At 42.4% G+C, this 25,424-nt stretch carries 17 protein-coding genes; 7 read left to right on the top strand and 10 right to left on the bottom strand.

What is annotated here, in order from left to right; translation table 11 throughout:
* Window positions 1-67: 67 nt before the first annotated feature.
* From greA to putA, 6 genes are all read right to left on the bottom strand, one after another.
* The gene (greA, locus tag GQR89_RS09850) at window positions 68-544 is read right to left on the bottom strand and encodes a transcription elongation factor GreA (RefSeq protein ID WP_158769884.1); all 477 of its coding nucleotides are present in this window, start codon (window positions 542-544) and stop codon (window positions 68-70) included.
* Window positions 545-641: 97 nt separating this feature from the next.
* Complete coding sequence (gene carB, locus GQR89_RS09845) at window positions 642-3,860, bottom strand: carbamoyl-phosphate synthase large subunit (protein WP_158769883.1); 3,219 nt, start codon at window positions 3,858-3,860, stop codon at window positions 642-644.
* Window positions 3,861-3,897: 37 nt separating this feature from the next.
* Window positions 3,898-5,043 (bottom strand): glutamine-hydrolyzing carbamoyl-phosphate synthase small subunit, encoded by a 1,146-nt coding sequence (gene carA, locus GQR89_RS09840; RefSeq protein ID WP_158769882.1) that lies wholly within the window; start codon window positions 5,041-5,043, stop codon window positions 3,898-3,900.
* A gap of 290 nt (window positions 5,044-5,333) precedes the next feature.
* Window positions 5,334-6,137: a 4-hydroxy-tetrahydrodipicolinate reductase gene (gene dapB / locus GQR89_RS09835; protein WP_158769881.1), complete on the bottom strand. Its 804-nt coding sequence runs from the start codon at window positions 6,135-6,137 to the stop codon at window positions 5,334-5,336.
* 88 nt (window positions 6,138-6,225) lie between these two features.
* Window positions 6,226-6,699, bottom strand: a complete 474-nt coding sequence (locus GQR89_RS09830) for an Lrp/AsnC ligand binding domain-containing protein (protein ID WP_158769880.1) — start codon at window positions 6,697-6,699, stop codon at window positions 6,226-6,228.
* A gap of 175 nt (window positions 6,700-6,874) precedes the next feature.
* Window positions 6,875-10,648, bottom strand: a complete 3,774-nt coding sequence (gene putA / locus GQR89_RS09825) for a bifunctional proline dehydrogenase/L-glutamate gamma-semialdehyde dehydrogenase PutA (RefSeq protein WP_158769879.1) — start codon at window positions 10,646-10,648, stop codon at window positions 6,875-6,877.
* Between the two features lie 410 nt (window positions 10,649-11,058).
* Here putA and GQR89_RS09820 point away from each other — a divergent pair, with 410 nt between their 5' ends.
* Entirely contained in the window at window positions 11,059-11,745 is a 687-nt protein-coding gene (locus tag GQR89_RS09820) for a cytochrome b/b6 domain-containing protein (RefSeq protein WP_158769878.1), read from the top strand.
* A gap of 23 nt (window positions 11,746-11,768) precedes the next feature.
* On the opposite strand, the gene GQR89_RS09815 is transcribed toward GQR89_RS09820, so the two are convergent.
* From GQR89_RS09815 to GQR89_RS09805, 3 genes are all read right to left on the bottom strand, one after another.
* Window positions 11,769-12,215: a hypothetical protein gene (locus GQR89_RS09815; RefSeq protein WP_233269137.1), complete on the bottom strand. Its 447-nt coding sequence runs from the start codon at window positions 12,213-12,215 to the stop codon at window positions 11,769-11,771.
* A gap of 274 nt (window positions 12,216-12,489) precedes the next feature.
* Window positions 12,490-13,191 carry an SIMPL domain-containing protein gene (locus GQR89_RS09810; RefSeq protein WP_158769877.1) on the bottom strand — a complete coding sequence of 234 codons (702 nt, stop codon included), beginning with the start codon at window positions 13,189-13,191 and terminating at the stop codon, window positions 12,490-12,492.
* Window positions 13,192-13,339: 148 nt separating this feature from the next.
* Window positions 13,340-14,182, bottom strand: coding sequence for a sulfurtransferase (locus GQR89_RS09805; protein WP_158769876.1), 843 nt, complete (start codon window positions 14,180-14,182; stop codon window positions 13,340-13,342).
* A 590-nt stretch (window positions 14,183-14,772) separates the two neighbouring features.
* Between GQR89_RS09805 and GQR89_RS09800 the strand changes: the two genes are divergently transcribed.
* From GQR89_RS09800 to GQR89_RS09780, 5 genes are all read left to right on the top strand, one after another.
* Window positions 14,773-16,227 carry a uracil-xanthine permease family protein gene (locus GQR89_RS09800; protein ID WP_233269136.1) on the top strand — a complete coding sequence of 485 codons (1,455 nt, stop codon included), beginning with the start codon at window positions 14,773-14,775 and terminating at the stop codon, window positions 16,225-16,227.
* A gap of 128 nt (window positions 16,228-16,355) precedes the next feature.
* A complete protein-coding gene (locus tag GQR89_RS09795) occupies window positions 16,356-17,747 on the top strand; it encodes an 8-oxoguanine deaminase (protein WP_158769875.1) in 1,392 nt (463 codons plus the stop codon).
* 317 nt (window positions 17,748-18,064) lie between these two features.
* Window positions 18,065-20,473: a TonB-dependent siderophore receptor gene (locus GQR89_RS09790; protein WP_158769874.1), complete on the top strand. Its 2,409-nt coding sequence runs from the start codon at window positions 18,065-18,067 to the stop codon at window positions 20,471-20,473.
* 86 nt (window positions 20,474-20,559) lie between these two features.
* Entirely contained in the window at window positions 20,560-22,248 is a 1,689-nt protein-coding gene (locus GQR89_RS09785; RefSeq protein WP_158769873.1) for a cupin domain-containing protein, read from the top strand.
* 432 nt (window positions 22,249-22,680) lie between these two features.
* Window positions 22,681-22,986: a hypothetical protein gene (locus GQR89_RS09780; RefSeq protein WP_158769872.1), complete on the top strand. Its 306-nt coding sequence runs from the start codon at window positions 22,681-22,683 to the stop codon at window positions 22,984-22,986.
* A gap of 90 nt (window positions 22,987-23,076) precedes the next feature.
* Here the strand turns inward: GQR89_RS09780 and GQR89_RS09775 are convergent, their stop codons facing one another.
* Window positions 23,077-23,658 (bottom strand): outer membrane beta-barrel protein, encoded by a 582-nt coding sequence (locus tag GQR89_RS09775; protein ID WP_158769871.1) that lies wholly within the window; start codon window positions 23,656-23,658, stop codon window positions 23,077-23,079.
* A gap of 585 nt (window positions 23,659-24,243) precedes the next feature.
* Here GQR89_RS09775 and GQR89_RS09770 point away from each other — a divergent pair.
* Entirely contained in the window at window positions 24,244-25,413 is a 1,170-nt protein-coding gene (locus GQR89_RS09770; protein ID WP_158769870.1) for an efflux RND transporter periplasmic adaptor subunit, read from the top strand.
* Window positions 25,414-25,424 lie beyond the last annotated feature (11 nt).

Genomic DNA, 25,424 nt, shown 5'->3' with positions numbered 1-25,424 from the left:
ATAAAGACAAATTTCGGACACAAAAAAGCGCGCTAGGCAGCGCGCTTGTTAATATATAAAAGATTAACTAGATATATTTCACATCGACAATTTCAAATTCAACTGCACCTTTAGGCGTTTGAATTGTGACAACATCATCTAAATTCTTACCAATTAAACCTCGGGCAATAGGTGAGTTGATAGAGATTAAATTATTTTTAATATCTGACTCGTCATCGCCGACAATTTTATAAGTAATTTCAACATCATTGACCAAATCTAGTACGGTCACTGTGGTACCAAAAATTACTTTACCGTTATTGGTCATCTTCGTTACATCGATAATCTGCACATTCGACAGTTTGCCTTCGATGTTCTGAATACGCCCTTCACAAAAACTCTGCTGCTCGCGGGCTGCGTGATATTCTGCATTTTCTTTTAAATCACCGTGTTCACGCGCTTCTGCGATAGATTTGATAATTTCTGGGCGTTTTACCGACTTTAAATGCTGCAGTTCTGTACGCAACATTTCTGCGCCTTTCGCCGTCATTGGATATTGAGTCATTGATCAATAGCTCGCTTAATGTATTTGTTGTTTTACATAATTATAAGGTGAGTGCTGGGCGCTATATTTCAACACCCAGCACAAACTTTTTAAACAATTAGACTAATTGTTTATGTAGTTCTTGTAACGAATTTACTCTTGCTCTGTCGTCTGCTTTATTAGCATTAACGGTAGCGAAAGCCGCGTTCATCGTTGTAGTGTAAGGGATTTTGTTTAACAACGCTTCTCGGCGAATATACACCGAATCATTAATAGCCTGACGACCTTCGGTGGTATTTATAATATAACAATATTCACCATTTTTAATCGCATCTACGATATTTGGTCGCCCTTCAGACAACTTATTAACGATTGAACAAGGGACGCTCGCGTTGTTAAGTACCTCAGCCGTTCCACGAGTTGCTTCTAAGGTAAACCCTTTGGCAACCATAGCGCGACCTAATTCGATAATACGATTTTTATCATTTAGACGTACTGATAACAGTGCTTTACCACCCGCAGGTATAGGCTCGCCAGCACCAAGATTGGCTTTCGCGTAAGCTTCTACAAAAGTATCACCTACGCCCATCACTTCACCTGTTGAGCGCATTTCAGGGCCAAGCAACGGGTCAACACCTTGGAATTTGGCAAAGGGCAACACCACTTCTTTAACGCTGTAAAATGGTGGAATAACTTCTTTACTATAACCTTGAGAAGCTAGTGATTGACCGGCCATCGCACGAGCACCGATTTTGGCTACAGGTAAACCGGTCGCCTTAGACACAAATGGCACAGTACGTGCGGCACGCGGGTTGACTTCGATTAAATACACTTCGCCGTCTTTTACCGCAAATTGCGTATTCATCAAACCAACAACACCTAACTCTAACGCCATAGCTTTAACTTGTTCACGCATTACATCTTGTATTTCACTGCTAAGTGAATATGGCGGCAATGAACATGCAGAGTCACCAGAGTGAACACCTGCTTGCTCAATATGTTCCATAATGCCCGCTATCATAACTTCTTTACCGTCACAAATGGCATCTACGTCAACTTCAATCGCGTCATCTAAGAAGCGATCGAGCAACACGGGTGAGTCATTTGACACTTTTACGGCATTATTTAAATAGCGTTTTAAGTCTTTCAGGTCGTACACGATTTCCATCGCACGACCACCCAATACATACGATGGGCGCACAACCAAAGGAAAGCCGATTTTTTCGGCCGCGATCAAGGCTTCTTCAAGATTACTGACAGTCGCGTTAGCAGGTTGCTTAAGATTTAACTTATTAACCATCTTCTGAAAACGTTCGCGATCTTCTGCTTTGTCAATGGCATCAGGTGAGGTCCCAATAATCGGCACACCAGCGGCTTCTAAATCACGAGCAAGTTTAAGAGGGGTTTGGCCACCATACTGAACAATAACGCCAACAGGCTTCTCGATACGCACGATTTCTAAAACATCTTCTAAGGTCACAGACTCAAAATACAAACGATCAGATGTGTCATAGTCAGTAGAAACTGTTTCAGGGTTACAGTTAACCATAATGGTTTCATACCCGTCTTCACGCATTGCAAGCGCCGCATGTACACAACAGTAATCGAACTCTATACCTTGGCCAATCCTATTAGGACCACCGCCTATGACCATGATCTTTTCTTTATCAGTCGGATTTGCTTCACATTCTTCATCGTAAGTTGAATACATGTATGCCGTGCTAGAGGCAAACTCAGCCGCGCAAGTATCGACACGCTTGTAAACAGGATGAATATCAAAGCCTCGACGAAGTTCACGCACATCGCCTTGATCAACACCAGTCAAATCGGCAATGCGGGCGTCTGAAAATCCTTTACGTTTTAAACGGGTCATTAATTCTGCGTCAATAGCTGATAAACCGATTTCGGCAATGTTTTGCTCTTCTTTTACGAGATCTTCAATTTGTACCAAGTACCAACGATCGATATTGGTAAGGGTAAAGATTTCATCGATGTTCATACCCATACGCATGGCATCCGCCACATACCAAATCCGCTCAGCTCCTGGTTCGCGTAGCTCCCGTAGAATCGTTGCTTTATTTTCAGGGTCGGTATAGTCGATGATAGAGTCAAGTCCATTAACACCTACTTCTAAACCACGAAGGGCTTTTTGCAATGACTCTTGTTGATTACGGCCAATGGACATGACCTCACCCACTGATTTCATCTGTGTGGTCAAACGGTCATTCGCACCGGCAAATTTTTCGAAGTTAAAACGTGGAATTTTTGTTACTACGTAATCGATAGCAGGCTCAAAGGATGCTGGCGTTAACCCACCAGTAATATCATTAGCCAACTCATCTAAGGTATAACCTATCGCGAGCTTCGCTGCTACTTTTGCAATAGGAAAGCCTGTGGCTTTTGATGCTAATGCAGATGAGCGAGAAACACGCGGGTTCATCTCAATGATAACCAAACGACCTGAATCAGGATCGACACCGAATTGAACGTTAGAACCACCCGTTTCAACACCGATCTCACGCAAAACTGCCATAGCAGCATTACGCATTATTTGAAACTCTTTATCTGTTAAGGTTTGCGCAGGCGCAACCGTAATAGAATCACCTGTGTGCACACCCATTGCATCAATATTTTCAATAGTACACACGATAATGCAGTTATCTGCTTTATCACGGACCACTTCCATTTCGTATTCTTTCCAACCGATTAATGATTCGTCTATCAGCAATTCAGAAGTCGGTGACAGGTCTAGGCCTCGGCGACAAATCTCTTCGAATTCGTCAACGTTATATGCGATACCACCGCCACTTCCACCCATGGTGAACGATGGACGAATAATACATGGGAAACCAATACGAGTGGATACATCGAATGCTTCTTCGAGGCTGTGGGCAATTTCAGCACGGGGACATTCTAAGCCGATAGATTTCATCGCCTTATCAAATCGCTCACGATCTTCTGCCTTATCAATGGCGTCAGCAGTAGCGCCAATCATTTCTACGCCGAACTCTTCTAAAACACCGAACTTGTTTAAATCCAACGCGCAATTCAGAGCAGTTTGTCCACCCATGGTTGGCAATATGGCATCAGGACGTTCTTTCTCAATGATTTTTCTAACCACTTCCCAGTGGATGGGCTCGATGTAGGTTGCATCAGCCATTTCAGGATCGGTCATTATAGTCGCTGGGTTCGAGTTAACCAAAATAACTCGGTAACCTTCTTCGCGCAGTGCTTTACACGCCTGCGCACCAGAATAGTCGAATTCACAGGCCTGGCCGATAACAATCGGTCCAGCACCAATAATTAAGATACTTTTTATGTCGGTACGTTTTGGCATTGTGCTTATTACTCTAATTTGGGGCTTAAGGGTCGTATTAGCGTGTTACTTGCATTAACTCAATAAAATGATCAAATAACGGGGCTGCATCATGAGGACCTGGGCTTGCTTCAGGGTGTCCCTGGAAGCTAAACGCGGGCTTATCATTTCGGTGGATCCCTTGTAATGATTGGTCAAATAGCGATACATGAGTGATATCTAGATTATCAGGCATCGATTGCTCGTCAACGGCAAAACCATGATTCTGACTGGTTATCATTACGCGATTACCGAGTATATCTTTCACAGGATGATTAGCACCATGATGGCCAAATTTCATTTTGACTGTCTTAGCGCCACTGGCCAACGCAAGCAATTGATGACCAAGACAAATGCCAAAAATAGGTAGATTCTTATCAAGTAAGGTTTTTATCGCTTCAATCGCATAAACACATGGTTCTGGGTCGCCTGGGCCGTTTGATAGAAATACCCCATCGGGTTCCAAGGCCAATACGTCTTGGGCACTGGTTTTCGCCGGTACGACGGTCAAACGACAACCTCGGTCTACCAACATCCGTAAAATATTATGTTTAGCACCAAAATCGTAGGCAACAACATGAAAAGGTAAGTCAGTTTGATTTTCTTTAAAACCTTGACCCAAAGTCCATGAGCCATCGGTCCAGCTGTAGGCGCTGTCGGTGGTGACTTCTTTTGCCAAATCCAAGCCTTTTAAACCAGAGAATGCCTTGGCTTTCTCGAGCGCTAACGCGTGATCTAAGGAAAATTCTGAGCTTGAGTCAATCGCGATAATACAGCCGCTTTGCGCACCTTTATCACGTAAAATACGTGTTAAACGTCTAGTGTCAATATCAGCAATGCCTAAAATATTATTTGAACGTAGGTATTCACTAAGGGATTGCTCACTACGAAAACTACTTGCAAGTAGGGGTAAATCTCTGATTATAAGGCCTTTGGCCCATATCTTCGTGGATTCACAATCTTCGCTATTGGTACCGGTGTTACCAATATGGGGATAAGTTAAAGTTACGATTTGTTCTGCGTATGAGGGATCAGTAAGAATTTCCTGATAACCTGTCATTGAAGTGTTAAACACTACTTCTCCAACAGACATACCAGTCGCTCCGATAGCCGTGCCGTTGAAAACAGACCCATCTTCTAGCACTAAAAGGGCGGAATTAGCCAAGTCAACCTCCGAATATAGTTAACCTAAGGTGTTTACACGGGCAATGTGCAAAAACCTGTAAAAAACGGGCTGTAATTAATTAAATTACATCCCGCTCTACCGTATTTGCAGCTATTAATTCCGTGGATTTGTGAAAAACCCACTAAAATTTGGCAAATTCGCAATAATATACATGAAAGCCTGTTTAAGGTCTATTCCCAAATAGAAAATTCGCTAAAATAACCCTTTCATGCATATTTACTGCACTAAGGGTTAAAACCCCTAGTTACACAATTATTATTTCAGCTATTTTATGCTAAACCTAAAACATCCTGCATATCATATAAACCAATAGGCTTGTTTTTAAGCCATATTGCCGCTTTTACTGCCCCATTGGCGAACGTTAAACGACTAGACGCTTTGTGCGTCAATTCTATTCTTTCACCAATGTCGGCAAATAGTGCCGTATGTTCACCCACGATATCGCCTGCTCTAATCGTGGCAAAACCAATGGTTTTTTGATCCCGCTCACCAGTGTCTCCTTCTCGGCCATACACTGCACAGCTAGCAAGATCTCGACCTAACTCATCGGCAATCGCTTCACCAATTGCAACAGCCGTGCCTGACGGGGCATCTTTTTTGAAACGGTGATGACCTTCAATAATTTCAATATCTGCGGTATCACCCATCACGCGAGCGGTTTGCCGAGCTAAATTTAATAGCAGGTTAACACCGACACTATAGTTAGCGGCGAACACGATAGGAATATGCTGACTAGCTCGGTGAAGTACTTCTTTTTGCGATTTATTTAACCCTGTAGTACCAATAACCACTGGCTTTTTATGCTCAATACATAAAGCTAAATTTACTTCAAGTGCATCAGGAAGAGTGAAGTCAATAATAACATCGACACAAGAAAGGTCAGCTTTGTTCGCGTCAATCACGGCCATCCCTCTTTGTCCAATACCGGCTAATTCACCTACGTCAACGCCCATCATCGATGAACTTGCTCTGACATAAGCTGCGCACAACGTTGCGTTTTGCGCTTGATCTAACGCATCGATTAACACGCGTCCCATTCGGCCATTGGCCCCAAAAATTGCGATTTTATTCATGCGGTTTGTACGTCAAATGATCTGTAGCGCTATTGTGCCTCATTTACCACACTCTTTCAGCCATACAAACAACTCAATACAGCATTATTTATAATTGAATTAAATGAGTAGATTTAACTTCTTCCATTACGACATAAGTGTGAGTCTGTGTAACACCTTTAATTGAAGCCAATGTCGAACCTAAAAACTTGCAATATTCTTCCATATTTTCAGTCCGTATTTTAATCAAATAATCGAACTGGCCTGCAACCATTGCACATTCAACGATTTCGTCTATTTCGCTGATTTGTTGATTGAACTCTTTTACCGCTTCAGTGCTAGTGCTAACCAACGAAAGCTGTACGTAAGCAGTCAAATTAGCTTTTAATTTTTTCGGATTTAAATGTGCAACGTATTTCTCAATATAGCCATTTTTCTCTAAGCGACGCACCCGCTCCAAGCAGGGCGTTGGACTTAAATGAATTTGATTGGCTAACTCGACATTCGATATCCGACACTCTCGCTGAAGAATGTCGAGTATTTTTAAGTCGGTTCGGTCTAGCGTGTCTTGCCCTTTTTTCATTTTTTGTTGCCTTGTAGTAACACGATTTTATCGTTTTTTGTTTTGCTCATGCTAATCATAGACAGAATTAGTGTCAGGTAAATTATCCAAAAGGATTAATTTAAGCAGCAATATCACTATTTAACCAGTGATAAGTGCTGCTTAACTAGGCTAATATCAAAATGGAGGCTACAAGCTATTCTTTTAAGTTTAGTAACATCGCATTCCCACCGGTGGCAACAATATTATCAGTTTTGGTTTTTTCACTGGCGTAACGCAATAAGGTATATTCAGTTGAAACATTGCCTACAAAGGGAATAATAGCACCGCTACGTGAGCCTAATGCACTAATGAGCCCATCGGCGTTACTGCCCGTAACGCCAGCAAGTGCATCGTTAGTTAAGATGGCATGTAGTTCGTCGGCGTCATCAATACATTGCAAGCAATCGACCGGCACAAAACTTTGCAATGCGTTGTATACCGCTGAGTCACTGGCTTTTTGGGTTGAGATATTAAGTAATAACAAAGTATTGCCGGACAATAAAGCCCCCATTGCTTGTAGTAAATTCTGTATTTCATCACCCTCTTTTAATACGGCTAGAAATATTCCGCGACCATTTAGCGACAGTTCATTCGTTTCGCCCGTCGGGCCCGGTAATTGAATTGAAGTAGCAAAGTTGTGTTGCGCTTGAGCAAACATTCGAGACGCTTGATTTTGAATGTCGACCGACAAATGATTAAATTCAACTAAGTTTTGTCCAGCTGCAAAGGCACTTTCCAATAATTTAATGCGCTTAGTAATCCCTTTTTTCTGCCAATTACCCTGCCCTGCTTTCGCTACCCTTAAACTCATCTGGCTGGTTTTATTCACATTGCTGATGTCATTTGCTACGCCGATTACCGATTCAGTTGGCCATAATTTAGTAAAGCGTAATAAATAGTGTGGCCCACCGGCTTTGAAACCAGTGCCGGATAAACCTTGACCGCCAAAAGGGTTCACGCCAACTACAGCGCCAACCATGTTGCGGTTGATATAGGTATTACCTACGTGTGTATTGGCGTAAACCTTATCGGCGAATGACTTTAGACGGCTATGAACGCCGAGCGTCAAACCGTATCCAGTGTCATTTATATCTTGCAATACTTGCTCTAAGTCTTTCGTATCATAACGAATAACGTGTAAAACCGGCCCAAACACCTCACGTTCCAACTGATTAATGTGCTCGATTTCAAAAATATGGGGTTGCATATAATACCCCTCAAGACCACTTTCAGGTACTTTTGCTCGAGCCACAAACTTAGCTTCTTTCGTCATCTTTACACAATAGTCTTGCAAATTTGCTAAGGATTTTTTATCTATTACGGGGCCAATATCGGTACTTACCTCCCACGGACACCCCAATTTTAGGGTATCCAGCGCGCCTTTTAGCATATCTAGTAAACCATCAGCGATATCATGTTGTACATACAAAACACGTAGCGCCGAACAGCGTTGACCTGCACTTAAAAACGCGGACTGAATCACATCATCCACGACCTGTTCTGGTAAAGCCGTTGAATCCACTAACATAACGTTTTGTCCGCCAGTTTCCGCTATAAACGGTGGCAACACAGAACCACGTTTTATCAATTCACTTTGTATATTTTGCGCTGTGTTTGTTGACCCTGTAAAAGCGACACCTGCCACTCGCTTATCAGCCATAAGGAGGGGACCAAGTTCCGCACCAGAGCCAGTTAATAACTGCAATACGCTAGGCGGTACACCAGCTTGGTGCATTAATTTAATTGCTTCGGTGGCAATTAACGGTGACTGTTCGGCGGGCTTAGCTAGTACAGCGTTTCCTGCCACCAATGCAGCCGCAATTTGACCAACAAAAATAGCTAACGGAAAGTTCCACGGGCTGATACAGACAAACACTCCTTGGCCCTGTGTCAATTTGGGTTGAAGCGGGCTATCTGAAACTAGATAGCGGATTTGCAAGGCATAGTAGCGACAAAAATCAACGGCTTCACGTACTTCGGATATACCGTCATTTAATGTTCGTCCTGCTTCAAAGCTGATAAGTGTTGTGAGTTCTTCCATTTGGGCTTCAAGCAAATCCGCAACGCCTTCCACTATGGTAGCACGCTGGTCGACCAGCAATGCTTGCCAATCAGGTTGTGCAGCAAATGCAGATGACATCGCTATTTCGACATCTCGTGGCTGGGCATCACTGCAATGACCAACCAAGTATGTTGTATCTGCTGGGGAGTAAAGTGGATAGGCATTATCGTTCAGCATTACACCGTTTATAATCGGTCCAGCTTGCCACGTAGTCTGAGCAAAACTTTTTACTTTTTGTAAAAGAGCGTCAAGCGCTAATGGATCATCTACGTCAATCCCGCGAGAATTGTTACGTTTTTCACCAAAAGCATTGAAAATATCTTGTGCTAATGGGATCTGCGTATTGCGTTTACCTTTTGCTTTTTCAATCGTCGACTCAACACTTTGTACTATGTTAGCCGAGGGAATTTTGCCATCTAAGAATTGATTTACAAATGATCCGTTAGCACCGTTTTCAAGCAAACGACGGACTAAGTAAGGCAGTAAATCCCGATGTACACCCACAGGTGCGTAAACGCGTAATGGCAAGGCCTTACCGATAACCTCGCTCACCTGAGCGTAAAGTAAGTCACCCATACCGTGCAAACGTTGAAATTCGAAGCTGTTCGTGTCATTGCCTGCCATTTCCATTATAAGAGCAACGGTATAAGCATTGTGAGTGGCAAACTGCGGATAAATCACATCTCGGTTATCGAGTAATTTGCCAGCGCACACTTGGTAACTTAAGTCAGTGTGAGCTTTACGCGTAAATACCGTAAACTCCCCAAATCCCATTTCTTGCGCATGTTTAATTTCTGCATCCCAATAGGCACCTTTAACCAGTCGGACCATCAACGTTCGATCACTCGTTTTTGCCAGCTCAACTAACCAATCAACCACTGATAATGCGCGTTTTTGGTACGCTTGAAGCACGAAACCTAATCCATTCCAACCGGCAAGTTCGGGTGCGAACGCTAGATACGCGAAAACATCCAACTCAATATCTAAACGTGCGGCTTCTTCTGCATCTATGGTAAAACCAATATTGAATTTTTTCGCTTCAACTGCCAGCGCTAAAACATCCGGCAAAAGCTCATCCATAACGAGTTGATGACGACTGTACTCATAACGCGGGTGTAATGCGCTTAATTTGACTGAGATGCCGTCGGCAACATTAACATTTTTTTCGTTATTACCTTTGCCAATAGAGCGAATGGCTGACAAGTAAGACGCGTAATATTTTGCGCCTGTTTCATACGTTCTGGCCCCCTCGCCCAGCATATCAAAAGAAAAACGAGTACCGACAATATCTCGTTTTTTACCGCGCTTGCTCGCTTCTTTTATATCTCGGCCTAAAACATATTGTTGCCCCATAAACTTCATTGCTTGGAGCGTAGCTCCGCGCACAACAGGTTCGCCTAAACGCTGGATCAGTTTAGTAAACCAATTTTTCGACTCAGTCTCAATACGCTGTTCGTTCAACAATATCTTATTTGCAAGGGACAAACCCACACTTGCCGCATTAACTAGAATTTCAGCAGAATTCCCAATGTGGTTTTCCCATCGTCCCATGTGAATTTTTTCTGCGATTAAGCAATCGACAGTGTCCCTATCAGGGACTCTGAGCAATGCTTCTGCCAGGCACATTAACACCACACCTTCTTGGCTCGACAGACTGTATTCCTGTAAAAATGCACCAAATACCCCCTGTTTATCAGGGTTAGCACGGCACTGTTGAACGAATAATAGAGCGGTTGCATGCACTCTACTTTGTGCATCTTCACTCAACGGGTTTATGTTGAGCATATACTCCACACTTTGAGCTTCATCTAAGTATGTATTTGAGCGAATAGCTTGGCGTATAGATTGTAATTTAAGCTGCAACATGGATATTCTCTGTCGTTTATTTATTGATTTACGCGCTCTTACATTAAGTCATATCTCAAATGCTGAGCCCTACTGCCTAACGCCACTTTAACAATAGAAAAGTTATAATAATTTGGCGCACACTTTAAGCTTGATAATAGGGAATAAGACACTTTATTTGCTAACCTAGCAGCAAATTACTAATGTGAAAATAAAATAAATAGTGTTTTTAACTGATAAAATATAATTTTAATGGTGCAATTAACCAATTGCATTTCAATGTGGTCTGCCTTAGACCCTATTTTATGTTTAGTTAAAGGGCATAAACCGGATAATTAACACCAACAAAAAGAACAATTTCGCTTGAGTTCCGCGTCATCGCCAGTAACAATATTCATCATGATTTTCACTTATATTTACTGGGTAAAGCCATGCAAAAAAGAACCTTGGTATGGGATCTTCCTTTACGTATTTTCCATTGGGCGTTAGTCAGTCTTATTTTCGCACAATGGCTAACTGTAGAAGTGTTAGATGGGTATATGGATTACCACGCAGTCTTTGGTTACAGTTTGTTGGGGTTAGTTATCTTTAGAATTGTATGGGGGTTCTGTGGTCCTAAACATGCGTTATTTAGTGATTTTCTGCGGGGACCAACTGCTATATGGCATTATTCTCAGTCCTTAATCAGCCGTCACCCATCTACCTATACCGGCCATAATCCTCTGGGGGCCTTAATAGTCCCAGCCATTTTAATTGTGGTGGGCACACAGGCAATTAGCGGATTATTTGTCACCGATGACGTGTTATTTAATGGCCCTTACTACGCGTCCATTTCAACTGATTTACAAGGCACAATGCAGTGGTTACATCACAAAATGTTCGATGTGTTGTTAGTCATTATTGGCTTACACTTAACAGCAATAGCGAGTTATCAGTTCCTACTCAAAAAACCGCTCATTGGCGCAATGGTCCATGGTCACAAGAACATACAAGCCAAGAGTGGCATTATATCCTCTAAGTTACCTTTAGCTTTCGTTATTGCTTTGGCGACAGTAGCTTTTATTTATTGGTTAGTCGTTATCGCCCCGCCCGTAGTAGAAATGGATTATTACTACTGAGTCGTCATCATTAAAATATAAAGTTATTTCAGTGCGCTGATCATGGATAGTGTCTCAGCGCGAACATCTTCAATTTGCAGTAAGATTGTATCAACACTATGTTGCTGCTGTGACATAGTCTCCCAATTCTCATTCCATACTTTCAGCAAAGCCGCACTTTTAGTTGGAAATGGTTCCTTAAGCAGTTGCGTTAGGTCTTTTATCGTTAATACATGCGCCCAACCAATACGTGGATTACCTCTATCAAGTAAGGCATGATCGTAACGATTATGAAATATCACCAGTTGCAATTCGTTTAATTTAATCAGTATTTCAAATCCCGCCTGACGTAGATTACGATTATGTTCCGTTGCTTCATTTCGCCAAGTTGAATAACTCAAACTTGTCACGGCCACAGTTAAACTAATAAGCGCCACTATGTTGCGTTTTATTTGCTTTAAAAAACTATTTAAGAACTGCTGAGTGTCCATGTAGATATCCATTATTCATCTTGCTTTGCAATAAAAAGGTCATAGCTAAGACCCGATTAACGCTGAATAATATTCATAAAACCAAGACGAATTATTACAAATGGCGCCATATGAGCAAGCAGAAGGGATTAGTGACTATAAATTATTTACTGATAAATATAGGAGATTGACTCAGATAGAAAAATTATGGCGGATAAAGAGTATCCGCCAAAATGTCACCTTGTGACTTGTGTAGCCATTAAATAATACGTATTTTGGCCACATTTTGTAAGGGTTACTCGACTAATTCAAACACCACGTTTACCTGAGCCCCAGTGTTAATTTGGCCCGGTAGTGAATCACTCGATTTACTCATCATCATTACCTCGTGTGCACGGGGCATTGGCGAATAACCACTGTTTTCGCTTATTGAAATCACCTTACCTAACTTTGCGCCTAACGTTGAGGCCATTCGTGACGCCCGTAATTTTGCATCTTTAAGGGCAAGTTCCAGTGCAGCTAAGTATTGCGGCTGAGCATCTTCAACCACATAATTAAAACCATCAATACGACTAACCCCTGTGCTTAATACAGCATCAATAACTTGATCGTATAGTTCAATGTCTCGTAAGGTGAATTTTATTTCTCTGGATAATTTGAATCCGTTCTGTACCCGCTGATTGTTAATATTTTCATACCATGGATTAAGCTGAACGCGCATCGATTGTATGTCATTTTTGTCGACGCCAAAAGCCAGCACACTGCTTACAATCGTTTGAGTTTTATCCGTCACAACACGATTTAGGTTTTGCACTTTTTCGCCTTGCTCTTCGACGTAAACACTAAATTCAAATAAATCCGGTACGCTCGCCACATTAGCTTGACCGCTAACATTAATTTGATGAATTTGCTCGTCGCTCTTGGCCAGACTTGCGGTACTAAAGGTTAATGCGGCGCTGATGCTGATTAAAGTAATAACCGCGAATATTTTTGTCATTTTACGTCCTTAAAAACTAATCAAATTCAATTTAACTGTCGTTGAAGGAGCAAAGTATTGACTCCTTTGAATGAATCGTTACTGAATAACGAAATACTAACCCTTACATTATTAGTAATGCCTTTATTGCAGTTCCATTTCAAAATATTTAATCGGTCACTACAGGCAAGCTTTCATCAGCTCCCCATTCACTCCATGAACCATCATAAACACTTAGGTTTTCATATCCAGCCTCATGGGCCGCTAGCGCTAACACGCAGGCAGTAACACCCGATCCGCAGCTAAAAATCAGTGTTTGTTTAGTGCTTATCGTTAATGCTTCGAATTTGCTGCGTAACGCCGAGTTATTTATTAACTGTCCATTATCGATACATTGGTTAAATGGCAGATTACAGGCACTAGGCATATGTCCCGAACGCAAATGAGCACGCGGCTCCGCAACTTTGCCAAAAAATCGCTCAGGAGAGCGAGCATCAATAACTTTTTTATCTGTTGTGCTAAGTGCCGCTAAAACCTGCTCTGAATCGACTATTAAATCAGCTCTAAAATTACTCGTAAAGCCCCCTAGTGAGGTTGCCTTTGATAGACATACATCACTTGTAAACCCGTTTTCTTGCCACGCTGGGTAACCGCCATTTAGCACATATACGTGCTTGTGCCCCATGCATTTGAAGATCCACCATACACGAGGCGCACTGAACACGCCTTGGTTATCATATATCACTATCACGCTATCGTTATTTACGCCTAATTTACGTACCTCTTGTTGGAATACTTCAGGGCTTGGCATGGTGTGGGGTAACCCGCTTGTCTTATCACAAACTTGATGCTCAAAATCGAACAATTGAGCGCCTGGTATATAGCCTGATGGAGGGGCCTCTGGTTCGCCTGTAGTAATCACATTCATGGTGCTCATAAACACCACTAAATTAGCATCATCAATATGTTGGTTAAGCCAAAATGGGCTAACAAGTGCACTGCTGTTTTGCATACTTTACTCCTGAAATATATCCAATATTAATAATGAACTTCATCAATTTTTAATCAAGGTGCGATATGTAAACCCAACTTTAGCTCAAAGCCATATCCGTTAGATAGACTTGGTCCAAAACAAACATTTTATGCACCATTAAGGAGCAAAATATATTTAAGCTATTCATCACTTTTAAATATATTTAATTTTAATGCATAAATTCAATGAGTTACCAATTTTATCTCAACTGACCATTTGGTCAAATAATTGCTTTATAGCCAACAACCTTGGTTGGACTTAGCTCAACCTGCTTTACAGATACATATATTCGCCCTGGGCATTGCATAAAGCGGTCGGCATTGTTTTTACTTGCAACCAGAACATTCTTCTGACGTTTGCACGCTTTGGCTAGCCCAACGGTAAACTAAATACCCACTGGTTCGAAGCCCTTAAATGCAAAGCTGATTATAAAGTCATTAAAGAGGTATTTAGTGTTTTATCTATGGACAACAATCAACAGTAGAATCTTGACGGTTACGGTTTAACAAGTGTGGCAATGCGCTTCGCAATTCGACAATTTTATGTAACACAACTTTATAGGGTTACCCATGCTTGACGCTCGTCCACAAAATAATGAAATACTGTATTCACTTAACGATGTGCCTTCAATAAGCCATAGCATAACCGCGGCACTGCAACACATTATGGCCTGCTTTATTGGCATCATTACGCCGACCTTGATCATTGGTTCAGTACTGGGCCTGCAGGCAGAAATCCCCTATTTAATCAGTATGGCCTTGATGACGTCTGGTGTTTCCACCTTTATTCAAGCGAAAAAATTTGGCCCTATAGGCTGTGGACTTATTGCCGTTCAAGGGACCAGTTTCACCTTTATTAGCGCCCTTCTGGTGGCCGGTACTGCAATAAAAAGCAGGGGCGGCAGCAACGATGAAATTATGGCCTTGATGTTCGGATTATGCTTTTTCGGAGCGTTCGTAGAAATAATCATAAGCCAATTTATTCAACACCTTAAGGCCGTTATTACCCCCCTGACTACGGGAATAGTTATCACTACAATCGGCATTACGCTTATCAAAGTGGGTATGACTGATCTTTCAGGTGGGTTTAACGCCCCCGATTTTGGTGCGCCGCATAATCTTATGCTAGGCCTAAGTGTATTGGTTACAGTGATTGCCTTAAACGCATCTAAGTTCCCGATGCTGCGTTTAAGCGCCATATTCTGTGGCATGTTGGTTGGCTGTATCATTGCGTGGTGGCAAGGTATTCTGTCTTTTGATGATATGGTGTCATTGCCACTAATTAGTATTCCAGAGCCTTTTAAGTACGGAATTGCATTTGATTGGGAGCTTTTCATTCCCATTGCGCTGGTCTACTTCCTTAGCGCCATCGAGACATCGGGTGATTTAACCGCCAACAGCTTATTTTGCAAGGAGCCCATCAAAGGACCTGTATATATTAATCGTATAAAAGGCGGAATATTAGCAGATGGCATCAACTCAATGTTAGCCGCGGTATTCAATAGTTTTCCAAACACCACTTTCGGTCAAAACAACGCCGTGATTCAAATGACCGGGGTGGCAAGTCGTCATGTGGGTCTCTACATTGCTGGCTTATTAGTGTTACTGGGATTATTCCCTATTATTGGTAGCGTATTGCAATTGATGCCCAAGCCTGTCCTAGGAGGTGCAACCTTAGTCATGTTTGCCACTATCGCTGTTGCAGGTGTTAAAATTCTAACTAGCGAACCTATTGATAGGCGAAAAAGCTTGATTATTGCCACCTCGTTAGGTCTAGGCCTAGGGGTTATGATGGTACCCGACGCTTTGGCACAGCTACCGCAATTAGTTAATAATATTTTGTCATCATCAGTGACCACTGCTGGCTTTTGCGCGATCACTATGAGTATTTTAATCCCTGATAATACGCCAGTCGATGCCCCTGCAGAAGAAGAGGTCTCCTCGATAAATCTGGCGACTGATAAACATCTGCCTAGTATGTCTAGCCCCAACGTTATTGCCTCTAAGGCCTTAAGAGAAAGTTAATTCTTAATGAGCTAGTTCTATATTTAAAGCGAATATACGGGTAACCCGATACACCATAACCTTTACCGAGCTAATTAAGAATTGGTCAAAAAGACAACGTTCAAACTACCACCGAAGAGCAAGAATAAATGCAACCCCAAGCCCTTAAAAAAAACGCCCCCACACTTTGGCTTAAATCTCCAGAAGGTGTTTTCACCGGTAACACCCAAAATGCAGATAATGGCGTGCTGGTACAAAATAGTCACATTATCGAATTGGTTAAAAGCGGTGAAAACCCGAAATTACCGTTCGACGCAATCGAAAACTGCACAGGTAAAGTGATTCTGCCAGGCATGATTAATACCCATCACCACTTTTACCAGACCCTGACGCGCTGCGTACCAGGAGCGATGAATAAGCCACTATTTCCTTGGTTAACCTTCCTATACAAAGTGTGGAAAAACCTTGATGAAGAAATGCTCTATAGCGCAACCAAACTAGCGGGACTAGAGCTTATGATGTCTGGTTGCACCACAATTGGTGATCATCATTATGTATTTCCCAAACGTTTAAGTCATGCCATTGATGTTCAAGTGCAAGCAATTGCCGAGTTAAACTGCCGAGCTCTAATTACTAGAGGCTCCATGAGTTTGGGCCAAAGCAAAGGTGGATTACCGCCAGATTCAGTTATACAAAGCGAAGATACGATACTGGTAGACTCACAACGCGTCATAAGTGCCTATCATCAATCAACACTTAGTCACCCTAGCCCCATGTTACAAATTGCCTTAGCACCCTGTTCGCCTTTTTCTGTATCAAAAGAATTAATGCAACAAACCGCCCTATTAGCCAACAAAAATGACGTACTACTGCACACGCATTTGGCTGAAACCGAAGACGAGAATGCTTTTTGCCAACGTATATATGGTGCCCGCCCCTTAGACTACCTAGAGCAATGTGGCTGGTTGGGCGATCGAACGTGGTTAGCACATGGTATCCATTTTACCCCACAAGAAATTGCTCGCTTAGGGCAAGCAAACGTTGGTATTGCCCACTGTCCCAGCTCTAATATGTTATTGGCATCGGGCATTTGCCCAACATTGGATTTGGTAAACGCAGGTTGCCGGGTCGGTTTAGGGGTCGACGGCTCTGCGTCAAACGATTGCTCCAACATGATCCAAGAGGCGCGCCAATCGTTGTTGCAACAACGATTGCGCTACGGTGCTGTCGATATAACTGCTGAATATGTTTTAGGTCTTGCCACTAAGGGGTCTGCATCATTGCTTAATAGAACAGACATAGGTGAAATTGCCATCGGCAAGCAGGCTGATTTAGCAATATTTGATTTAAATGCTCTGCGCTTTTCAGGAGCCGGAGACCCCATCGCCGCTGTCGTCACATGCGGAGCCCATACCGTTGATAAATTGATGGTAGCCGGTAAATGGGTTATCGAAGGCGGTAAACACTATGCCATCGATGAGGATGAGCTAATAATAGAGCATCAAAAATTAGCCAAAAAGCTGCAATTAGCATCGATATAAGCGAACTTGGTGGGGTTCGTGAAATAAATTAACCATTTATTTCATGGACCCTTAAGTCATGTTTAGGTGCAATGGCGCATTTTTTGATTTATTTTGGTGCAGCTAGTTAATTCAAATTTTTATGAAAATCGAATTTATTGTCACCATCTCACTAAAAATTAAATATTCCACTTATAAATCATACCCTTACGCATTAGACTAATTTCTTGACCATTTGGACAAGTCTTTGGCACTCTTCATGCTTTTACCCCGTCAGTAACACGAATAAACACCACACATAAATAACCACACATAAGAAAATAGTTAGAGGAATACTGATGAACCATCCCTTATTTAAAAGCTCGACCTTGAGTAATGCTGTTCTATTAGGGTTAGCGATGACGCTATCACCCACGATATTGGCACAAGAGACCGCCAGTGAAGAAACCGCGGCATTGGAGCGAATTGAAGTAACGGGATCACTCGGCAGTTTACCAGGCCAAGGCGTAGAAGCCGTTTTCGGCTTTGGTAAGTCAATTTTAGAAACGCCGCGCTCAGCGTCAACGATCAGTGACGAGATGCTGGAACGTTTTGCGGTAACCGATATCGATGACTTAGTTGCATTTTCACCTGGTACGTTCACACAATCATTCTTCGGCGTTGCCGGTTCATTAGATGTCCGTGGTACACCCGGCGAAACTTATTTTCGTGGAGTTAAACGCCTAGATAATCCAGGTAACTACCCTACGCCGATTGGCGCATCAAGCCGCATCGATATAGTGCGTGGACCTGCATCTCCAATATATGGCCCCGCTAAAATTGGCGGTTACTTAAACTTCAATCCTAAATCTGCTCGCGCAAGTGGCGGCCAATATCTTGAACAGAATGAAGGTAAGTTTTCATACACCTTGGGTTCATGGGATAAGAGCGTGATGACAGCCGAAATTGGCGGCCCTGCAACACTAGCCGGCAAAGAAGCAGGCTTCTATCTATACGGTGAAGTTGAAAACTCAGGCAGTTATTATGACAACAGCGGAACGGACCAGACGGTATTACAAGGCTCGTTCAATATTGACGTAACTGACAATTTACGCTTCGAATTTGGCGGTATGTACCACGATTACGATGGCAACCAAGTCGCTGGTTGGAACCGCTTAACCCAAGACTTGATCGATAATGGCACCTATATAACAGGTACTGCTAAAAATATTGATGCAGACGGTAGCGGCGCGATTTCTCACGCTGAATATGGTGCTGTAAACTTAGCGGGTAATAGCTTTTTCTATCCGTTTGCTCCTGGTTTCACCGATGATGAAGCCACTGACTTGATGCAACTAGAAAACGTTGGCACAACTACACTAGGTCGTAACCAAGTATTAGTAGCCGCCGATGACGTTCTACAAAATACCGTTCAAACACTGTATTTTGACGCAATTTATTACAGTGATAGCGGTTGGGAAATCAAAAACCAATTCTTCTATGAAGATTATGAAAACTTAAATGAAAACGCTTATGGTTTCTCGCAATTTCACAATAGCTCAGTAGTTGAAAATAAATTAATATTTTCTACTGAATATGAAACCAATTCTTTGTTAGCCCAATTTCAAGTGTCACCGTCAATTCGTCATACTAATTTCTTACACGGAGACGACTTCACTTACGAATACTTCAATCGTCGCGATCTAACCATGGCGTCAAGCGCTTTGGATAGACGTGAAATGGCTACTCGTATTAACGACAACTACGATAACTACGACAAAGGTAATTATACTGACTACGGTATTGCTGCATTAACCGATTTAACCTGGGATTGGGGCCTGAACATAGTACTAGGTTTGCGTTACGACTCAATCGATATTGAAACCACTAGCCGCGGTGATTTGCTCCTCGAAAAAGGAGATATTGTGACCTTGAGCAAAACCGAAAGCGGCACATCGTGGAACACCAGTATTTCTTACAAAACTGAATTTGGCTTAATTCCATATATTACTGCTGCCGAGCAAGCAACGATCGTTGCAGGTCAAGGTGCTGAAATTGGTGTAGGCCAACTTCAAGACGGTGCGTTTGATACATCTGAATTGTTTGAATATGGTGTAAAAGGTTCTTTCCTTGACGACAGTTTGTATTTCGCCTTATCAGTGTACGAACAAAAACGAACTGATTTTAGCGCACAAGCCATCGTGACCAACTCAACTACGCAAAATGAAGGTGTTGAATTTGAATTACGCTGGGTAGCGACCGATCAACTTGTTTTAGGTGCGGGTTACACCCACCTAAATGTATATAACTTAACGGCATTAGATGAAGGTAGTCAGTTTGGTTTCCTTGGTGCTGAAGACTTAACTAGCTTAACTGACCCATCATTAATCTTTGGTGGTAACCCAATAGGGTTAACTTTGCTGCCAGAAGGCGCAACAAAAGATGATGCACGTAAGGCTGGTATTCCAGAAAACATTTATACCTTAAACGCAACATACGACTTCTTAAACGGATACGCCGCTAACGCCAGTATAGTGCGAGCGGACGAAACTTATTCTAGTTTCTCCCAATCGGTTCAACTCCCTGCTTACACATTGGTCAATGCCGGCGTGTCATATACAACCGATACATGGTCAGCAAGCTTTAATATTAAAAACTTAACAGATGAAGAGTACTACCGTGCCAACTTCCCTGATTTGTTTGGTGCACAAATTGTGTTACCCGAGTTACCACGTCATTATCAAGCGTCGGTAGCTTATAAGTTCTAATCACATGTAATCTTTTATAAGTGATTTATTCCAACAGACAGGTATGCTAAATAGCATGCCTGTTTTTTTATATAACGGTTTTTATTATGCTATCAACTATACGTAAATCTATACTGCCACTTGGCGCCCTCATTCTTTCAAGCTTTTTTATTAGTGCCTGTCAAAATACGCCTTCCTTAGCAGATGCCAAACAAATGGCTACTGAACAAGAAGCGCCACTTGAGATCAAAGTGGTGGTGGTCACCATGTTCGAAATCGGTGAAGACGACGATGATAAACCTGGTGAATTCCAAATGTGGAAAGAAGGCCAAAACCTTGATACCCGCTACGCATTCCCCATGTCTCACCATGATATCTACGTCAACAAAGAAACCGGCGTAATGGGCATAGTGACCGGTATGGGAACGGCTAAAGCTGCTTCAGCGATTATGGCCTTAGGCTTAGATCCCCGCTTTGATTTAACGCACGCTTATTGGTTAGTTGCAGGTATTGCCGGAGTCGACCCACAAGATGCATCAATTGGTTCAGCAGTGTGGGCAAACTGGCTAGTCGATGGTGACCTAGCCCACGAAATTGACGCCCGAGAAATCCCACAAGACTGGAAAAGCGGCTACTTTCCCTTGTTTAGCGTAAAACCTACCGAGCGCACAGAGAAACCAGTACAAGCGATGAATGGCGAAGCTTATCAGCTCAATACCAAACTCACAAAGTGGGCGTATGAGCTAAGTAAAGATACTCCCTTGACTGATTACCCTGCCATGTACGAACTTCGTGAAAAATACCTTCATTACCCCAACGCGCGTAAACGCCCGTTCGTGTTAATCGGCGATCATATGGCTGCAGCCACTTTTTGGCATGGTAAATTATTAAATGCATGGGCAAACGACTGGACCAATTATTGGACTAACGGTCAAGCAAACTTTGTTACCTCGGGAATGGAAGATACTGGCAGTTATCAATCGATGATTTATCTTGATAACGCCAATAAAGTCGATAAGTCTCGCTTTATGGTGCTGCGAGCGGCCAGCAATTACGCTATGCAACCAGACAGCTTGACCGCAGCAAATAACTTAGCCTTGGAAAGCGGCGAAAACGGTTACGCCGGCATGCAATCGGCCCTTGAATCGGCTTATAGCGTTGGCAGTGTTGTGGTCAACGACATTATCACCAACTGGGCAAACTATAAAAATTCTCTACCCTATGAAGCATCAAAGGTGGCTCCCGATGAAGATACGCTAAATGAAATGCTAACCCCGAGCACTGAACCTGTTGATGCTAAGTTAAGTGCTGAAGAGTTAATCAAATCGTTAAATTTATCAGGTCACGTAGAAGGTGGTTTTTATCGTCAAACCTTTAAAGCCGACCACCGCCCGATGATTAGCACCGAGAATGGCGATCGAGTGAATATGACATCAATCTATTACCTGCTCAGCGCACAATCCCCTATCGGGCATTTCCATATGAACCGTTCAGATATAATGCATTACTTCCATGTAGGTGACCCGATTACTTACTATCTATTAAATCAAGACGGCACACTGGAAACGCATATTCTAGGACCTGACCCAACTCAGGGTCACGAGATGCAGATGGTGGTGAAAGGAGGTACATGGAAAGCATCGAAGATATCCACCACTGGCGAGTACGGTTATGGGTTAATTGGTGAAGCTGTTGCGCCAGGGTTTGAATACGAAGATATGCAGCTAGGCAGACAAGCAGATCTTGTCAGTACGTTTCCCCAATACAGCGATTTAATCAAAACGCTTACCCGCTAAATTCTTTGCAGCAGTTTACGCCACCTTTATCGCGTTGTTATTGATGATAAATCCAACGCGATTGGTAGCCTTGTAGAATTTATAGAAAATTGGCCTTTGTGAAAATCTATTTTCGATAAGAAAGCGAAGGTTGTTTTTCATCTACAGCGCATCTATGCAACCTGCATACAGACGAGAACACGTAGCGGCTGCGATTGCTGTTAGCCGTTACCGTTTGATATCCGGCATTCACTTAGCACCAAGACTTAAGTATTTGTTCTCGCTACTGGGCTTCCTTGCAACTAATTCTCTGTGGCCTTGTCTCTAGTGTTACTGTGTTAATCATTACCTTGCACGTCATTGTTATGCCAGCTTTGTATAGCCATGAAAAGGGTTTGGATTTAACGTTATGACCTGTCGATAATTTTCAGAAAAATTTAAAAGGATACAATTATGCCTAGCTTTAAATATTCACGCATGCTGCCAAAGCACGTCTCATCATTGGTAGCACTTGTCGCAATCTGTGCTTTATCTACAGCTAGCAGCCAAGCCCAGCAGATGGGCAGCCCGCTAGATTTTGTTAATTCCCAATTAGCAGAGCAAATGAAAAATCAAGTAAGAGCCATGAGCGATCCAGATTTAATAAAAGCGCAAGCGCAACTACAGCGTAAATATTATGATGCATTGGTTGAAGCAGGGTTTAGTAAGGAGGAAGCGTTAAAAATTATCGTAGCAACCGCTAGGGGGGAAAACAACTAGCTTGTATTTTTCGTGCCATTGATCTTTTTCGCGATATTAATAATAAAAAGCCTGCAAAACTGCAGGCCTTAACGCTATATTAATCAGTGTTTAGAAGGTGTATTGAACCGAAACACTGGCATAATCTACATCGGTGTCGAAGCTGTCAATGTCGCCTAAAATACCGATTTCATCACGTTCAAATTCCAGCTCAAAACGTGTGTATTCCAGTCGTACATCCCATCCCTGTGAAATGGCAAATGAAGCGCCCACCCCATAAAATAAGTCGTCACCGTCCGTACTGTCATTAGCAGAGGCCGCGTTAATATCCGCGTCCCACCATAACTGTCCGCCTTTTGCATAAACCGTAATATATTCATTTATCGGCAAACCCGCTTTAAGACCTAAGGTGTAGCCATCAACTTCCGTATTAAACGTATCATTTCCAAATTCACCAAAATCAATATACCCGCCTTCAATCGAAACGTACTGATTGAATTGCGTACCGATAAACACATTAGGTGCATTATCATCTCGGTCGAAATCTTGATCACCGTCAGCATCAATTAAACCGTAACCAGCGCCAATATAAATACCATGATGATCCACGTTATCATTCGCTGCAGCAAAGGAGGCACCTGAAGTCATAAGTAACGAGGTAGCTGCAAGTGTGGTAAGGGTAAATTTTTTCATAGTCATCTCCGTACATCTAATTCAACAGTTTTAGTAAGAAAGTTTGTCCACTTTCTTGGTCGAGTTAGCTATATCAAACTACATGCCACCTAATTAACAATTAAATATAACACTAAATTTCAGTAACTTATAAATAAACACTAAAAATACACTGAATGCATGTAGTAATTATCTATGTACAATCTGCCTTGTATATGAAAATTTTACTGGTTAAAAAATATACCAATAAAATTATATCCCTGGCTATTAAAACTTCTAAATCTCTGCCCCGTTTTAGAGGATTCGAAGAAAGTACATGTTAGGTAGGCGCTTAACATATTAACCGCAGACGTCGTAAAAATAATCCTCCACTAATAAATGGTCAAATTCACTAAACAGTGAGGATATCGTCACACAATATTACCCTTCTACGCCACGATAAACGCTTAGTGCACTGATTTATATAGATAAATTTGTGTATCTCAGCATGGCATAGCTTCTGCAAATAGCCTCATAACATAAAGGCGATTTACACACAGAAGTCATTATTAAAAAGCGCCTATTTGACTGACACATAGACTAAATAACAAGATACAGGGGAATAAGATGACGATTAAAACGATACCACTTATCAGTTTTAACTCTCTAACAGTACTAGCATTACTCGCCACTAGTAGCTTACTTGCAGGCTGCGACGTAGAAGCCACCAGCACGGCACAAGAAAAAGAATTAATTATAGCCGTCCCCGTCGAAGCAGCAGTAATGCGTGTTGGTGACATATCATCTAAATACACCACCACAGCCGTGCTTGAAGCTAAGGAAGAAGCTTTTGTGGTGGCTAGAGCGTCAGGCGTTATTGAGCATATTTATGTGGAAGAAGGCGACTATGTAAAAAAAGGCCAAGTACTTGCCCAGCTAGAGCCAGAGCGCTATCGCTTAAATTTGGCTCGCGCTAAAGCCGACCTAATTGGAATTCAAAAAGAATTAGCAAAAATCAATAAGGTCTACAATCAAAAACTTGTGAGCGACGATACGTACGATAAGATCAGCGCCCAATATGCGTCATCGCAAGCCACGCTGTCACTAGCGGAATTAGACTTAAAAGAGGCTACTATTCTTGCCCCTATTTCTGGCTATATAGCAGCCCGTAATGCCAAAGTGGGTAATTTAACTGAGTCGTTCCAGCGAGCTCAAATGTTTCATATCGTGGAGCAAAACGAATTGCATGGTGTGGTCTATTTACCTGAAAAAGAACTGTCTAGGGTACATAAGGGGCAGGCGGCAATACTAACGTTAAGCGCGTTAAACGAGGATCAAGTCAATGGGTTCGTAGAGCGTATTAGCCCAGTAATAGATGCGGCGACAGGCACGTTTAAAGTGACCTTACGGGTACCCAATGATGCCCACCGACTTAAAGCGGGTATGTTTGCCCATGTTAGCTTGAATTACGATACCCACCAACTTGCTACTTTAATGCCCCGTAAAGCCATGCTTAGTATTGATGACAACATAAGTGTCTTTGTGGTGCGCGATGGCCTTGCCCACAAACAGCATATTCGCGTTGGTTATCAAGAAGGTGACTATGTAGAGGTATTGTCAGGCCTGACTGGCAAAGAGTACGTGGTGGTCACAGGCCATCAAAATCTTAAAGACAGTGCACCAGTTGAAATTGTTAACGCTGATGCTTTACCGCTAAATAGCGTAGACGCTGCAATACCCTCCGATACCGAAATCGCCAATGACGCCGAAACGTTAAACGCTAATCACGCCAGCTAAGTAAGGATACC

Origin of the sequence: Paraglaciecola sp. L1A13 (genome assembly GCF_009796745.1) — a bacterium.
GTDB lineage: Bacteria > Pseudomonadota > Gammaproteobacteria > Enterobacterales > Alteromonadaceae > Paraglaciecola.
This window is presented reverse-complemented; position numbering and strand designations above follow the sequence as displayed.

Excerpts from the sequence above, each read along its gene's own strand:
- putA (WP_158769879.1), bottom strand. The coding sequence starts at position 10,648 with ATGTTGCAGCTTAAATTACAATCTATACGCCAAGCTATTCGCTCAAAT.
- GQR89_RS09790 (WP_158769874.1), top strand. The coding sequence starts at position 18,065 with ATGAACCATCCCTTATTTAAAAGCTCGACCTTGAGTAATGCTGTTCTA.
- GQR89_RS09780 (WP_158769872.1), top strand. The coding sequence starts at position 22,681 with ATGCCTAGCTTTAAATATTCACGCATGCTGCCAAAGCACGTCTCATCA.
- GQR89_RS09795 (WP_158769875.1), top strand. The coding sequence starts at position 16,356 with ATGCAACCCCAAGCCCTTAAAAAAAACGCCCCCACACTTTGGCTTAAA.
- GQR89_RS09770 (WP_158769870.1), top strand. The coding sequence starts at position 24,244 with ATGACGATTAAAACGATACCACTTATCAGTTTTAACTCTCTAACAGTA.
- dapB (WP_158769881.1), bottom strand. The coding sequence starts at position 6,137 with ATGAATAAAATCGCAATTTTTGGGGCCAATGGCCGAATGGGACGCGTG.
- GQR89_RS09800 (WP_233269136.1), top strand. The coding sequence starts at position 14,773 with ATGCTTGACGCTCGTCCACAAAATAATGAAATACTGTATTCACTTAAC.
- GQR89_RS09820 (WP_158769878.1), top strand. The coding sequence starts at position 11,059 with ATGCAAAAAAGAACCTTGGTATGGGATCTTCCTTTACGTATTTTCCAT.
- carB (WP_158769883.1), bottom strand. The coding sequence starts at position 3,860 with ATGCCAAAACGTACCGACATAAAAAGTATCTTAATTATTGGTGCTGGA.
- GQR89_RS09775 (WP_158769871.1), bottom strand. The coding sequence starts at position 23,658 with ATGAAAAAATTTACCCTTACCACACTTGCAGCTACCTCGTTACTTATG.
- greA (WP_158769884.1), bottom strand. The coding sequence starts at position 544 with ATGACTCAATATCCAATGACGGCGAAAGGCGCAGAAATGTTGCGTACA.
- GQR89_RS09830 (WP_158769880.1), bottom strand. The coding sequence starts at position 6,699 with ATGAAAAAAGGGCAAGACACGCTAGACCGAACCGACTTAAAAATACTC.
- GQR89_RS09785 (WP_158769873.1), top strand. The coding sequence starts at position 20,560 with ATGCTATCAACTATACGTAAATCTATACTGCCACTTGGCGCCCTCATT.
- GQR89_RS09815 (WP_233269137.1), bottom strand. The coding sequence starts at position 12,215 with ATGGACACTCAGCAGTTCTTAAATAGTTTTTTAAAGCAAATAAAACGC.
- GQR89_RS09810 (WP_158769877.1), bottom strand. The coding sequence starts at position 13,191 with ATGACAAAAATATTCGCGGTTATTACTTTAATCAGCATCAGCGCCGCA.
- GQR89_RS09805 (WP_158769876.1), bottom strand. The coding sequence starts at position 14,182 with ATGCAAAACAGCAGTGCACTTGTTAGCCCATTTTGGCTTAACCAACAT.